Annotated in this window: 10 protein-coding genes and 1 pseudogene; 1 reads left to right on the top strand and 10 read right to left on the bottom strand. The window is 72.0% G+C overall.

The genetic code is table 11. The features are described 5' to 3' along the window. Positions 1 to 26 precede the first annotated feature (26 nt). Together VGO20_RS19705 and mtgA are read right to left on the bottom strand one after the other, a co-directional pair. Entirely contained in the window at positions 27 to 1625 is a 1599-nt protein-coding gene (locus VGO20_RS19705) for a lysine--tRNA ligase (RefSeq protein WP_327504086.1), read from the bottom strand. Positions 1626 to 1726: 101 nt separating this feature from the next. Beyond that, complete coding sequence (gene mtgA, locus VGO20_RS19700; protein WP_327504085.1) at positions 1727 to 2422, bottom strand: monofunctional biosynthetic peptidoglycan transglycosylase; 696 nt, start codon at positions 2420 to 2422, stop codon at positions 1727 to 1729. Between the two features lie 155 nt (positions 2423 to 2577). Here mtgA and VGO20_RS19695 point away from each other — a divergent pair, with 155 nt between their 5' ends. Further along, entirely contained in the window at positions 2578 to 5391 is a 2814-nt protein-coding gene (locus VGO20_RS19695; protein ID WP_327504084.1) for an ATP-dependent DNA helicase, read from the top strand. Between the two features lies 1 nt (position 5392). On the opposite strand, the gene VGO20_RS19690 is transcribed toward VGO20_RS19695, so the two are convergent. From VGO20_RS19690 to groEL, 8 genes and pseudogenes are all read right to left on the bottom strand, one after another. After that, positions 5393 to 6370 carry a BMP family lipoprotein gene (locus tag VGO20_RS19690; RefSeq protein ID WP_327504083.1) on the bottom strand — a complete coding sequence of 326 codons (978 nt, stop codon included), beginning with the start codon at positions 6368 to 6370 and terminating at the stop codon, positions 5393 to 5395. Position 6371: 1 nt separating this feature from the next. Beyond that, a complete protein-coding gene (locus tag VGO20_RS19685; RefSeq protein ID WP_327504082.1) occupies positions 6372 to 7211 on the bottom strand; it encodes a hypothetical protein in 840 nt (279 codons plus the stop codon). A 93-nt stretch (positions 7212 to 7304) separates the two neighbouring features. After that, positions 7305 to 9239: a chaperonin GroEL gene (groL, locus tag VGO20_RS19680; RefSeq protein ID WP_327504081.1), complete on the bottom strand. Its 1935-nt coding sequence runs from the start codon at positions 9237 to 9239 to the stop codon at positions 7305 to 7307. Beyond that, a complete protein-coding gene (locus VGO20_RS19675; RefSeq protein WP_327504080.1) occupies positions 9239 to 9829 on the bottom strand; it encodes a hypothetical protein in 591 nt (196 codons plus the stop codon). The genes groL and VGO20_RS19675 overlap by 1 nt, the downstream gene beginning before the upstream one ends. Continuing rightward, positions 9826 to 10599, bottom strand: a complete 774-nt coding sequence (locus VGO20_RS19670) for a hypothetical protein (RefSeq protein WP_327504079.1) — start codon at positions 10597 to 10599, stop codon at positions 9826 to 9828. The genes VGO20_RS19675 and VGO20_RS19670 overlap by 4 nt, the downstream gene beginning before the upstream one ends. Before the next feature lie 91 nt (positions 10600 to 10690). Then, positions 10691 to 11947 (bottom strand): RNA polymerase sigma factor, encoded by a 1257-nt coding sequence (locus VGO20_RS19665; protein ID WP_327504078.1) that lies wholly within the window; start codon positions 11945 to 11947, stop codon positions 10691 to 10693. Then, positions 11944 to 12309 (bottom strand): YciI family protein, encoded by a 366-nt coding sequence (locus VGO20_RS19660; RefSeq protein WP_327504077.1) that lies wholly within the window; start codon positions 12307 to 12309, stop codon positions 11944 to 11946. The genes VGO20_RS19665 and VGO20_RS19660 overlap by 4 nt, the downstream gene beginning before the upstream one ends. Positions 12310 to 12465: 156 nt before the next feature. Further along, positions 12466 to 12660 (bottom strand): annotated as a pseudogene (gene groEL, locus VGO20_RS19655) (chaperonin GroEL); the annotation flags it as partial.

Below are 12660 nucleotides of genomic sequence, written 5' to 3'. Positions count from 1 at the left end.
CCGCCCGCCCGTGCCGGATTCCGGCCTCAGGCCAGGCCGGCCGCCTCGCCCCCGGGTCCGCGGCCGAGGGCGCCGCGGATCAGCTCCCGCGTGTTGTCCACGCCATAGAGCTCGATGAAGGAGCCCATGCGCGGGCCGGTCGACTGGCCGAGCAGCACCTCGTACAGCGCCTGGAACCACGCCTTCAGCTCCGGGAAGGGGTGGCGCTTGCCGACCTCGTAGACGCGGTTCTGGATCTCCTCGGCCCCGGCCGTGCCGGGCAGGCGCTCCAGTTCCGCCAGCAGGTCCTCGATCGCCGCGCGCTCCTCGGCGCTGGGCGCGCGGTAGCGCTTCGCCGGCTTCACGAAGTCCTGGTAGTAGGCGACCGCGTGTCCGACCAGCCGGTCGAGGAAGGGGTTGGCCTCGGGGCTCGCATCGGGCGCGTAGCGGCTGATGAAGCCCCACATCACGTCCTTGGTCTCGGCATTCGCGACCGCCGCCAGGTTCAGCAGGATGCTGAAGCCGATGTCGGTCCGGACCTGCGGCGCCGTGCCGGCGTGGATGTGCCAGGCCGGGTTCTCGAGCCGCTTCGCCTCGTCCTCCTGGTGGAACTTGCCGACGAAGGTCAGGTAGTCGTCGACCGCGCGCGGGATCACGTCGAAATAGAGCCGCTTGGCCGCGCGCGGCTTGTTGTACATGTAGAGCGCCAGGCTCTCCGAGGGGGCGTAGCGCAGCCATTCGTCGACGGTCAGGCCGTTGCCCTTGGACTTGCTGATCTTCTGGCCCTTCTCGTCCAGGAACAGCTCGTAGTTGAAGCCTTCGGGCGGCTGGCTGCCGAGGATGCGGCAGATCTCGGAGCCGAGCTGGACGGACGCGATCAGGTCCTTGCCCGACATCTCGTAGTCGACGCCGAGCGCATGCCAGCGCATGCCCCAGTCCGGCTTCCACTGCAGCTTGCACCGGCCGCCGGTGACCGGCACCTCCGTGCGGGTGCCGTCCTCGTCCTCGAAGACGATGGTGCCGGCGTCGGGGTCGCGCTCCAGGATCGGCACCTGCAGCACGCGGCCGGTCCTGGGCGAGACCGGCAGGAACGGGCTGTAGCTCTGCTGGCGCTCCTCGCCGAGCGTGGGCAGCATCACCGCCATCACCTCGTCGTAGCGGCGGAGCACGGCGAGCAGCGCCTCGTCGAACCGGCCCGAGCCGTACCAGTCCGTCGAGGACTGGAACTCGTACTCGAAGCCGAAGCCGTCCAGGAAACGGCGCAGCATCGCGTTGTTGTGGTGGCCGAAGCTCTCGTACTGCCCGAACGGGTCGGGCACGCGCGTCAGCGGCTTGCCCAGGTGCTCGCGCAGCATGGCCTGGTTCGGGACGTTGTCCGGCACCTTGCGCAACCCGTCCATGTCGTCGGAGAAGCAGAACAGGCGGGTCGGCAGGTCGGACATGCGGGTGAAGGCCTGGCGCACCATGGTCGTGCGGACGACCTCGCCGAAGGTGCCGATATGCGGCAGGCCCGAGGGGCCGTAGCCGGTCTCGAACAGGACGTAGCCTTTGGCCGGCGGCCGTTTCGCGAAGCGCGCGACCAGCTTGCGCGCTTCCTCGAAGGGCCATGCCCGGGCCTGAAGGGCCAGTTCCCGTTCGCTCGTCATGATCGGCGTGCCTCTGAACACGGATGGAGAAAAGTCCGGCGACCCTAGAGCGGTCCGCATCCGGAATCAACGCGGCGGTTGCGAGCGGTTACGGGCGGCGGTTACGGGTCCACGCAGGCGGCGAGGCCGTCGCGCCGCACGATCGCCATGCGCTGCTCGATCGTGCCGGCGCGGCGCGACAGGTAGGCGGAGGGGCGGCCCGGCGACCGATCCAGCGGGTTGGGCAGCGCGGCGGCGAGCAGTGCTGCCTGCCGGGCCGTCAGATCCGCGGCCGGCCGGCCGAACCAGTGCCGCGCCGCGGCCTCGGCGCCGTAGACGCCCGGCCCCCATTCGGCGAGGTTCAGATACATCTCCATGATCCGCCGCTTCGGCCAGGCGGCCTCGATCAGGACCGTGAACCAGGCCTCCACCGCCTTGCGCAGATAGGTCCTGTCCGGCCACAGGAAGGCGTTCTTGGCGGTCTGCATCGAGATCGTGCTGCCGCCGAGCATGCGCCCGCCCGCGAGCTGCTCGTCGACGGCGCTGCGCAACGCCTCCCAGTCGAAGCCGGAATGCTGGCAGAACTTGCTGTCCTCGGCCGCGATCACGGCGCGCACGAGATGGGGGGAGATCGCCTCGACCGCCACCCAGTCCTTGTCGAGCCCGTGGCCCTGGACGGCGCGGATCAGCATCAGCGCGGTCACCGGCGCCGGCACTACCCCGTAGGCGAGGACCCAGGCCGCCGACAGCAGGACGAACCCCGCCGCCGCGACCCCCAGGAAACGCAGGGCGCGGCGGACAAGCCTCGCACGCTTCATCGCTTCGCCGCCGGATGCCCTTGCATGCGCGCACCCTACCAGCCTGCCCCGGCCGATACCAAGCGGGTGATGCGCGCAGGACGGGAGGCCTGGAAGCCCTGCGTCGGCGCAAACCCCTCGCCCGGACGGCGCCGCTGCACCTATAGTGCCGGACGATGAACGCCGCCCCTCCTTCCGCCGCCCCGCCCGCCGCCCGCCGTCTCCTGCTGCCCGAGGCGCCCGCCCTGGTCGCGGGGGTGCATCGCGTGGTGGTCCTGAGCCCGGACGGCGAGGTCGAGACGCTGTCGCACGAGGAGGCCGCCGGGCGGCTGCGCCGCGCGCCGGCGATCGTCTGCCACGCCCCGGCGCTCGGCCGCCGGCTCGGCGTCGACCGGTTCGCGGCCTACGACCTGCTGGAGCTGTTCGCCTTCGTGCATCCCGCGCGCTTCTGCGTCCCGACGCCGCGCGGCCTCGCCGAGGCGCTCGGCCTGGCGCTGCCGCGGGGCGCGGAGTCGGAGGCGCTGGCCCTCGTGGACGCGATGCGCCGGCTGCTGACGGACCTGATGGAGCGGCCGGCCGGCGAGGACGCGTCGGATGCGGCGGCCATCGCCTGGATGATGGGCACCGCGGGCGGCACGCCCGGCTACGGCTGGGGCTGGGCGCCGCCGGTCCTGGCGGCGCTCGGGGCGCCGAACGGGCCGGCGAACCGCCGGCCGGCGGACGCGCTCCGGGTCTGGCAGCGGCTGCCGGAATGGTCGGAGCACGCGCCCGAGCCGCCGCCCGGCCAGGACCCGGTGGAGCCGAACGAGGCGCGCCGCCGCCTCGCGGAGATGCTGGGCGTCGAGGTGAGCGGCAAGCCCGCGGAGCTGCGGCCCCAGCAGGCCGACTATTCCAGCGCGGTCAGCGACGCCTTCACGCCCCGGCGCCAGCCCGGCGCGCCCAACCTCGTGCTGGCCGAGGCCGGCACCGGCGTCGGCAAGACGCTGGGATACCTGGCGCCCGCGAGCCTGTGGGCGGAGAAGAACCGCCAGCCGGTCTGGGTCTCGACCTACACCCGCAATCTCCAGCACCAGATCGACGCCGAGCTCGACCGCCTGCACGCCGACCCCGCCGTGAAGGCGCGCCGGGTCGTCCTGCGCAAGGGGCGCGAGAACTACCTGTGCCTGCTGAACTACGAGGAGGCGCTGGCCGGGTTCGGCTCCCAGCCGCTGCACGCGGTGGCGACCGGGCTGATGGCGCGCTGGATCGCGGCGACGCGCGACGGCGACATGCAGGGCGGGGACTTCCCGGGCTGGCTCGCCGACGTCGCCGGGCGCACCCGCACGCTCGGGCTCGGCGACCGCCGCGGCGAGTGCATCTTCTCGGGCTGCCCGCACTATTCGCGCTGCTTCATCGAGCGCAGCATCCGGCGCGCCCGGCGCGCCGACATCGTCGTCGCGAACCACGCGCTGGTGATGATCCAGGCGGCACTGGGCGGCGGCGACGATTCCTGGGTCCCCAGCCGCTACGTCTTCGACGAGGGGCACCACGTCTTCGATGCCGCGGACAGCGCCTTCGCCGGCCACCTGACCGGGTTCGAGACGCACGACCTGCGCCGCTGGCTGCTGGGCGCCGAGGCCAGCGGGCGCAGCCGTGCCCGCGGCATCCGCCGGCGGGTCGAGGACCTGGTCGCGGGCGACGACGCGGGCGGGCGCCTGCTGGACGAGATCGCCGCCGCGGCCCGGGCGCTGCCCGGCGAGGGCTGGGCCAACCGGCTCCACGACGGCGTCGCGCAGGGACCGGGCGAGACCTTCCTGCTGATGGTCCGCCGCCAGGTGCTGGCCCGCGCCCACGGCGCCGATTCCGGCTACAGCCTGGAGACGGAGACCGCGCATCCCATCGACGGGCTCCTCCCCGCGGCCGAGGCCTTCGAGGACGCGCTGCGGCTGCTGCTGGAACCGATGGCGGCACTGGCGAAGCGCCTGAGGACGCGCCTCGACGACGAGGCGGCGGAACTCGACACCGACACGCGGCGGCGCATCGACGCCGTCTGCCGCAGCCTGGACCGGCGCGGGACGGTCACGGTCGGCGGCTGGCGCGACATGCTGCGCAGCCTCGGCCAGGGCATGCCCGAGGGCTTCGTCGACTGGTTCGCGGTCGAGCGCCAGGACGGCCGCGACATCGACGTCGGGATGTACCGGCACTGGATCGACCCGACGATCCCCTTCGCCGCCACGCTCGGCGCCCAGGCCCACGGCATGGTCGTGACCTCGGCCACCCTGACCGACGGCACCGGCGACGTGGAGCAGGACTGGCTGGCGGCGCTGACGCGCACGGGCGCGCTGCACATGCCAGCCCCGGCGCTGCGCGCCAGCGTGCCGTCGCCATTCGACTACGCCGCGCGCACCCGCGTCCTGGTCGTGACCGACGTGCGCAAGGACGACCTCGACCAGGTCGCCTCGGCCTATCGGGAGCTGTTCCTGGCCGCGGGCGGCGGCGGGCTCGGCCTGTTCACGGCGATCAGCCGGCTGAAGGCCGTGCATCGGCGCATCGCCGGGCGGCTGGAGGCGGCGGGCATCCCGCTGCACGCCCAGCACGTCGACGGGCTCGACGTCGGCACCCTGGTCGACATCTTCCGCAACGAGGAGGAGGCGTGCCTGCTCGGCACCGACGCGGTGCGCGACGGGGTCGACGTGCCGGGCCGCTCGTTGCGGCTGATCGTGTTCGACCGGGTGCCCTGGCCGCGCCCGGACATCCTGCACCGCGCGCGCCGCGACCGCTTCGGCGGCCGGCGCTGGGACGACCAGCTGACCCGGCTGCGCCTGCGCCAGGCCTTCGGCCGCCTGGTGCGGCGTGCCGACGATACCGGCGTGTTCGTGCTGCTCGACCCCATGATGCCGACCCGGCTGGCCGGCGCGTTCCCCGGCGGCACGGAGATCCGGCGCTGCGGCCTCGCCGAGGCGGTCGCGGCCACCCGAGAGTTCCTGGCGCCGCTGCGGGAAGAGCCGTAATTCAGGGCGCGCCGTCGTCCACGGCGATCCGCCCCGCGACGATATCGGCCCTGGCGGCCTCGGCCGCCGCGCGGGCCTCGTCGCCGACCAGCGCGCGGTTCTGATCGCCGTAGACGTAGTCGACCCCGCCCTCGGCGAGGCCCAGCTCGCGGATGCCGGGCCGCCAGGTTCCGTCCAGGGCCGCCCGGAACGCCTGCTCGACCGCGAGGTCGACGCGCTTGAGCATGCTGGTCAGGATGTGGTCGGGGTGCAGCCAGCCCTGGTCGCTGTCGACCCCGATCGCGAGCCGGTCGGCGTCGACCGCCTGCTGGAACACGCCGAAATTGGACGAGCCGGCGCCGGCGAAGACGACGTCGACGCCGCGCTCGAACTGGCTGCGGGCGATCTCGCCGCCGCGGATCGGGTCGTTGAAGGCGGCCGGCGTGGCGCCGACGAAGTTCACGGTCACCTCGACCTCCGGGCGCACGTGGCGGGCTCCCTGCTCGTAGCCGGCGATGAACTTGCGGATCAGCGGGATGTCGATCGCGCCGACGAAGCCGATCCGGCCGGTCCGCGATGCCAGCGCCGCGACGACGCCGGTCAGGAAGCTGCCCTCGTGCTCCCTGAAGACGACCGACTGCACGTTCGGCAGGTCGACGACCGAATCGACGAGCGTGAAGCGTATCCCCGGATGCCGGGGCGCCACTTCGGCCAGCGACGTCGCGTAGTAGAAGCCGATGCAGACGATGTCGGTGGCGCCCCGGCGGACCAGCGCCTCGACCGCCTGCCCGAACTGGGCGGGATTGTTCGGCTCGTATTCGAGGTGGGGTATGCCCGTCGCTTCCGAGAAGCGCCCGGCGCCGGTGTAGGCCGCCTCGTTGAAGCTGCGGTCGAACTTCTGGCCGACCGCGTAGATCACGGCCGGCACCGGTTCCGCCGCCCGGGCGGGAAGGGTTCCGGCCAGCAGCAGGCCGGCCAGGACGAGCAGTCCGCGAATCATGTCATCTCCATCCGTATCGGTCGGCCGCTTCCAGGACCAGCTCGGTGTGGCGCTCGCGCAGGCGGTCGAGGGACTGGACCTCCGGCGAACCCCGGCCGCCGAGCAGATCGACATAGGCGCCGCCCATGGGCTGGCGCTCCCAGTCGTTGCCGACGAAGCGCGCGTCGGCCGTCCCGACGGAGGCGACCATCGCGCCCTCGCCGGCGAACCCCGCGGCGACCGCCTTCAGCTCGGCGGCGAAACTCGCGTCGTCCAGGCCGCTGTAGGGCTGGCCGTCGGAATCGCGCACGTTCAGGAAGTACAAGGTGTCGCCTAAGGCGGTGTAGCCGCCGCCGAGCCCCTCGTTGCGGGCCGCCGCCGCCACGAAGAAGCGATGGGTGAGATCCGCGTCGAGCACGCCCGGGCGAAAGGCGACGGCGACGTAGCCGGTGTCGCCCGACGGCTCGCCCAGGTGGCTCACCATCACGCTGTACTGGCGCAGGACGTAGCCCAGCGCGGCCGCGAGCCTGTCGGCGCCGTCATTGGGCAGGGAGACGCGGGTCTGCAGCGAGGCGTTGGTCTCCAGCAGGTATCCCCCGGGCGTCACCTCGGTCACCGCCTTGTCCGGATCGACGCCCATCAGGGTCAGGATCTCGGGCACCAGCACGTCGAGGGCGGCGGCGGTCACCTCGGCGCGTTGCGCGTAGGTCGCCCGGCCCAGTTCGGGCAGGTCCACCTGGGCCGACGGGATCGCCTCGTAGGAGAGCAGCAGCGCCGGGTCCGCGGCGGCGGCCGGACGGACGGCCAGCACGAACAGGAGCAGCAAGGAGGCGAGCGGACGAGAGAGCGGGACGAACGTCATCGAACGGATCTCCGCGCCGGGTACCCGTATGGGGCGAGAAGGGGTCCGGCTCGCGTTCAGCATAGCGGGTTATCAGGCCATGCGGGAGGCCCGCTACGTCGCGGCGTCCACGCCGCCCTGCGGGTCGTCCGAGGCCTCCTCGGGCCTGTCGGCGACCATGGCCTCGACGGAAATCAGCAGGCCGGCGACCGAGGCCGCTTCCTGCAGCGCGGTGCGCACCACCTTGGTCGGGTCGACGATGCCCGCCTCGATCAGGTCGCGGTACCGGCCGGTCCGGGCGTCGTAGCCGAAGCCGGGATCGGCCGACAGCAGCAGCCTGCCGACCACGACCGAGCCGTCCTCGCCGGCATTCCGCGCGATCTGGCGCACCGGCGCCTGCAGCGCCCGGCGCACGATCGCGATGCCGGCCCGCTGGTCGTCGTTGCCGGGCTCGACCCGGTCGAGCACCCGGGACGCATAAAGCAGCGCGGCACCGCCGCCGGCGACGATGCCTTCCTCGACCGCGGCGCGGGTCGCGTGCATCGCGTCGTCGACGCGGTCCTTGCGCTCCTTCACCTCGATCTCGGTGGCGCCGCCGACGCGGATCACCGCGACGCCGCCCGCCAGCTTGGCCAGACGCTCCTGCAGCTTCTCGCGATCGTAGTCCGAAATGGTCTCCTCGATCTGCCGGTGGATCTGCACGCAGCGCGCGTGGATGTCGGCGGGATCTCCGGCGCCGTCGACGATCAGCGTCGCCTCCTTCTCCACCCGCACGCGCCTGGACCGGCCGAGCATGTCGATCGTGACGTCCTCGAGCCTGATGCCGCGGCCTTCGGAGATCACCTGGCCGCCGGTCAGGATCGCAATGTCCTCCAGCATCGCCCTGCGGCCGTCGCCGAAGCCCGGCGCCTTCACGGCCGCGACCTTGAGGCCGCCGCGCAGCTTGTTGACCACCAGGGTGGCCAGCGCCTCACCCTCGACGTCCTCGGCGACGATCAGCAGCGGACGGCCGGACTGGACGACCGTCTCGAGCACCGGCAGCATCGCCTGCAGGCCCGACAGCTTCTTCTCGTGCAGGAGGATGTACGGGTCGTCCAGCTCGCAGATCATCTTGTCGGGGTTGGTCACGAAGTACGGGCTGAGATAGCCGCGGTCGAACTGCATGCCCTCGACGATGTCGAGCTCGGTCTCGAGGCTCTTGGACTCCTCGACCATGACGATGCCGTCGGGGCCCACCTTCTCCATCGCGCGGGCGATCATGTCGCCGATCTCGTGCTCGCCATTGGCCGAAATCGTCCCGATCTCCGCGAGGCCCACCGGGGTCGCGCGCATCCGCACGGCCTGCGCGATCAACCGCGCCCTCGCTTCGGCGAGCGCGTCGCGAAGCGTCGCCAGTTCCCGCACCGACACTCCCGCGGACCGGCCGCGCTCCCAGTAGTCTTCCGGAAGCAGGAACGGCGAGGCGATCGGATGCGTGAGGACGGCCAGCCGGAACGCGGCCAGGTCCTCCGCCGGCCCCTGCCGGAGGCGTGCCCACCACGCGCCGACCGGGCCGGCGATCGCGGCGGCTTCCGGACGCTCCAGCGCCTCGGCATAGGTGGCGGCCGTCCACCCTTCCCCGGCCCCTGCACCCGAGACCGGGCGCGACGATGCCCGCAGTTCCGAGACGACCGCGGCCACCGCCATGTCGATGCCGCGCTTGAGGTCCATCGGGTTCATGCCGGCGGCGACCGCCTTCGCCCCCTCGCGCATGATGGCCTGGGCGAGCACGGTCGCGGTGGTGGTGCCGTCGCCGGCGACGTCGCCGGTCCTGCTCGCGACCTCGCGCACCATCCGCGCACCCATGTTCTCGAACTTGTCGGAGAGCTCGATCTCCCTGGCGACGGTGGCGCCGTCCTTGGTGATGCGCGGCGCGCCGAAGCTCTTCTCCAGGACCACGTTGCGGCCCCTGGGGCCCAGCGTGACCTTCACCGCGTCGGCGAGGATGTCGATGCCGCGCAGCATGCGGTCGCGGCCGTCGAGCGAGAACCGGATGACTTTCGGCGCCATCAGCGAAGATCCAGGCTCGGGAAGCGCGTCCGGATCGCCACCTCCTCGACCAGCGTCTGGTTGACCTGGAAGAACGCGTCCTCGGTGCTGATCCTCTGGAACTGGACTTCCCCGGGCCGGACCCCCAGCGCCACGACGATGTCGGCATGGAGATCCCGGCAGACGCCGATATAGCGGTCGGCGCCGTCCTCGGGGACGACGGCCCAGACGCGGAACCCGTAGGACCGGTAGAGCGGCGGCTGCCCCCCGGACCCGGCGTTCACGCGGGCGATCAGGTCCAGCAGCGACGCCTTGCGCTTGAGCCTCAGGTCGCCGGTCTCCGACAACAGCTCCGCTATGTCGAGGACGACGCCGACGACGGAGGAGAACCCGCCCTCGTCCAGGGCCTGCGCGACCGGCAGCATCATGTAGTCGATCCGGCACGCGACGTCATGGCCGTCGATGGAGGTGGGCGGGCGGCAGTTGTTGACGACGAACGCGCGCAGCCCGCTCATCGACGCGCCCTGGCGGAACGGCGCCCAGGTCGCCGGCGTCGGTCCATCGAAGACGACGATCCGCACCCATTTCAGTGTCTCGGTCCGCCCGGTCATGCCCTCAGCCCCTTCTTCAGTACTTCCATGCACCGGACCAGCCGCTGGTCCTGCCGCCAGGTACCCTCCTCCAGGAAGTAGCGCGGCTGCGTCGACAGCAGGCCCTGCCAGCCGCGCAGGCACGGCCTCATGGCCTCGACGCAGTCGCGCCGGCGGAGATGGAGACCGTCCGCGTTCCCCAACGCGTCGTCGAGCTCGGCGATCTCCTTCTCCAATGCCCGGACCGAACCCTCGTCCAGGCGCGCCCCGCCGGCGTCGATCGCCTCGAGCGCCGAACGTATCGCCCTCATGCGCCCGCCGATGCGGCCGACCCTGCCGTCCGACGCGCCGACCAGTCCCGAGACGATCAGGACGCCGAATATCATGCCTTGGGCCAGCACCGCCGAGTGCAGGACGTGCCGCGACCATCCTTCCTCGTAGGCGAGCAGGGCCGCCCGCGTCCCCGGATCGAGCGCGGCCAGCAGGGCCATGGACGCGAGCGTGAGCAGGACAAGACTGGCGAGGACGGCCCGCAGACAAGCGGAGGCCCGCAGATAGTCGCCACGCGCCAGCAGGAACAGTCCCGCCAGGTTGGCCGCCAGGAGAAGCGGCGCCAGAACGGAGCGTCCCGTTCCGTTCTCCAGCATGTCGAGCGGCTGCGAAGGATCGAAGGCGCCTCGGCCGAGCACGACCAGAGCCAGGGAGGCGAGCACGAGAACGGCGACGGCGGCGAGGCTTGCGGCTCCGGCCGGATACCAGACGAATCTTTGGAAGCGGGACGCGTAGATCAATCGCCTTCGCCGGCTTGTTTCGGCCCCATTTGCCGGCACAAAGAATAGGACTTCGACGGACGGGTTTGCAATGGCCGGGCTGCAAGCTTGGCTACGGCCCGTCGCCGGGGAGGTTTTCCGCGAGCTGGGTCAGGCGCGACTGGAGGAAGCGACGCTCCGCGGGCTGGCGCGTCAACCCGAGCGCACGCCGGTAGGATGCCCGGGCGGCCTCGGTCAGGCCGAGCCTCCGTTGCATGTCCGCCAGCGCCGCATGGGCGAGATGGTAGCCGTCGAGGCCACCCTGCCCCAGCACCGCTTCGACCGCCGCGAGCCCGGCCCCGGGTCCGTCGCGCATGCCGAGGGCCGCTGCGCGGTTCAGGGCCACGACCGGCGAAGGATCGATGCGGAGCAGCACGTCGTAGAGCGCGACGATCCGTGCCCAGTCGGTTTGCCCGGCGCTCGGCGCCTCGGCATGGACGGCCGCGATGGCCGCCTGGAGGACGTAGGGACCCACGGTCCGCGTGGCGAAGGCCCGCTCGACCAGCCCCCCGGCCTCGGCGATCCGCCTCCGGTCCCACAGCGACCGGTCCTGGTCCTCCAGCAGGACGAGGTCGCCGGCCGCATCGACCCGCGTGGCCCGCCGTGCGTCGTGCAGCAGCATCAGGGCGAGCAGGCCCAGCGCCTCCGGTTCGCCCAGGAGCTCGACCACCAGGCGGCCCAGCCGGATCGCCTCGGCGCAGAGGTCGGTCCGCGTCAGGCTCGGCCCCTCGGTCGCGCAATACCCCTCGTTGAAGACGAGGTAGATCACCCGCAGCACGCTGTCCAGCCGCGCCGGCAACTCGGCGCGCGCCGGGACCTCGTAGGCAAGCGCCTCGTCGCGGATCTTCGCCTTCGCCCGGACGATGCGCTGCGCGACGGTCGGCGCGGAGACCAGATGTGCCCGGGCTATCTCCTCGGTGGTCAGCCCGCCGACCTCGCGCAAGGTGAGCGCGATGCGCGCGTCCGGCGCCAGCGCCGGGTGGCAGCACGTGAAGATCAGCCGTAATTCGTCGTCCCGGATGTGCTCCGACATCGCAGGCTCCGGCTCGGCCTCCGCCAACGCCGCCAGTTCGGGCAGGAGCCCCGCCAGCCGTGCCTGCCGGCGCCGTCGGTCGATGGCCTTGAAGCGCCCGGCGGACACCAGCCAGGCATGGGGGTTCCGAGGAATGCCGTCGCGCGGCCACTGCTCCGTCGCGGCGGCGAAGGCATCCTGGAGAGCCTCCTCCGCCGCTTCGAAGCCGCCCAGGAGGCGGATCAGCGTCGCCAGCACGCGCCGCTTCTCGGTGCGGTAGGCCGTCTCGACGGCGGCGCGCGCGTCGGCTGCGCTCACAGTTCCGGCCGAGGCTGGCTGAAGTCCACCACGGGCCGGATCTCGACGGCACCTACCCTCGCCAGCGGATGCCCGCTCGCGACCCGCGCGGCTTCGTTGAGGTCCCGCGCCTCGATCAGGATGATGCCGCCCAGCATCTCCTTGGTCTCCATGAACGGACCGTCGACGGCCGACATCTTCCCGTCGCGCACCCGCACGGTCATGGCCTCCTCGGGCAGTTCGAGCGCTTCGCCCATCACGAAATGGCCGCTTTCCTTCAGCGTGACGTCATAGGTCGCGCACTCATCGAGGGCTGCGTCGGCCTCCGGGCTTCCGCCGAAGAGCGTCTTGGGATCGTAGTAGATGAGGCAGGCGTAGCGCATGACGGTTCCTTCCGATCACGTCGTGAATGCCCATTGTCGCTTGGCGCCGCCCCGTTTCGACAGGCCCGGATTATTTTTCCGCGGATCGCCGGCAAAGGAAAAGGGGCCGCCCCTGCGGGCGGCCCCTTCCCTTTCCGGACGGTCCGATCGAACCGATCAGAAGTCCATGTCGCCCATGCCGCCGCCCGGCATCGCCGGGGCGGCCTTCTTCTCCGGCTTCTCGGCGACCATGGCCTCGGTGGTGATCAGCAGGCCGGCGACCGAGGCCGCGTCCTGCAGCGCGGTGCGCACCACCTTGGTCGGGTCGATGATGCCGGCCTTGACCAGGTCGCAGTACTGGCCGGTCTGGGC

The sequence above is a fragment of the Arenibaculum sp. genome (genome assembly GCF_035998295.1).
Taxonomy (GTDB): Bacteria; Pseudomonadota; Alphaproteobacteria; order Azospirillales; family Azospirillaceae; genus DASYHS01.
The sequence above is the reverse complement of the archived record's forward strand: the minus strand, read 5'-3'. Positions and strand labels throughout refer to the sequence as shown.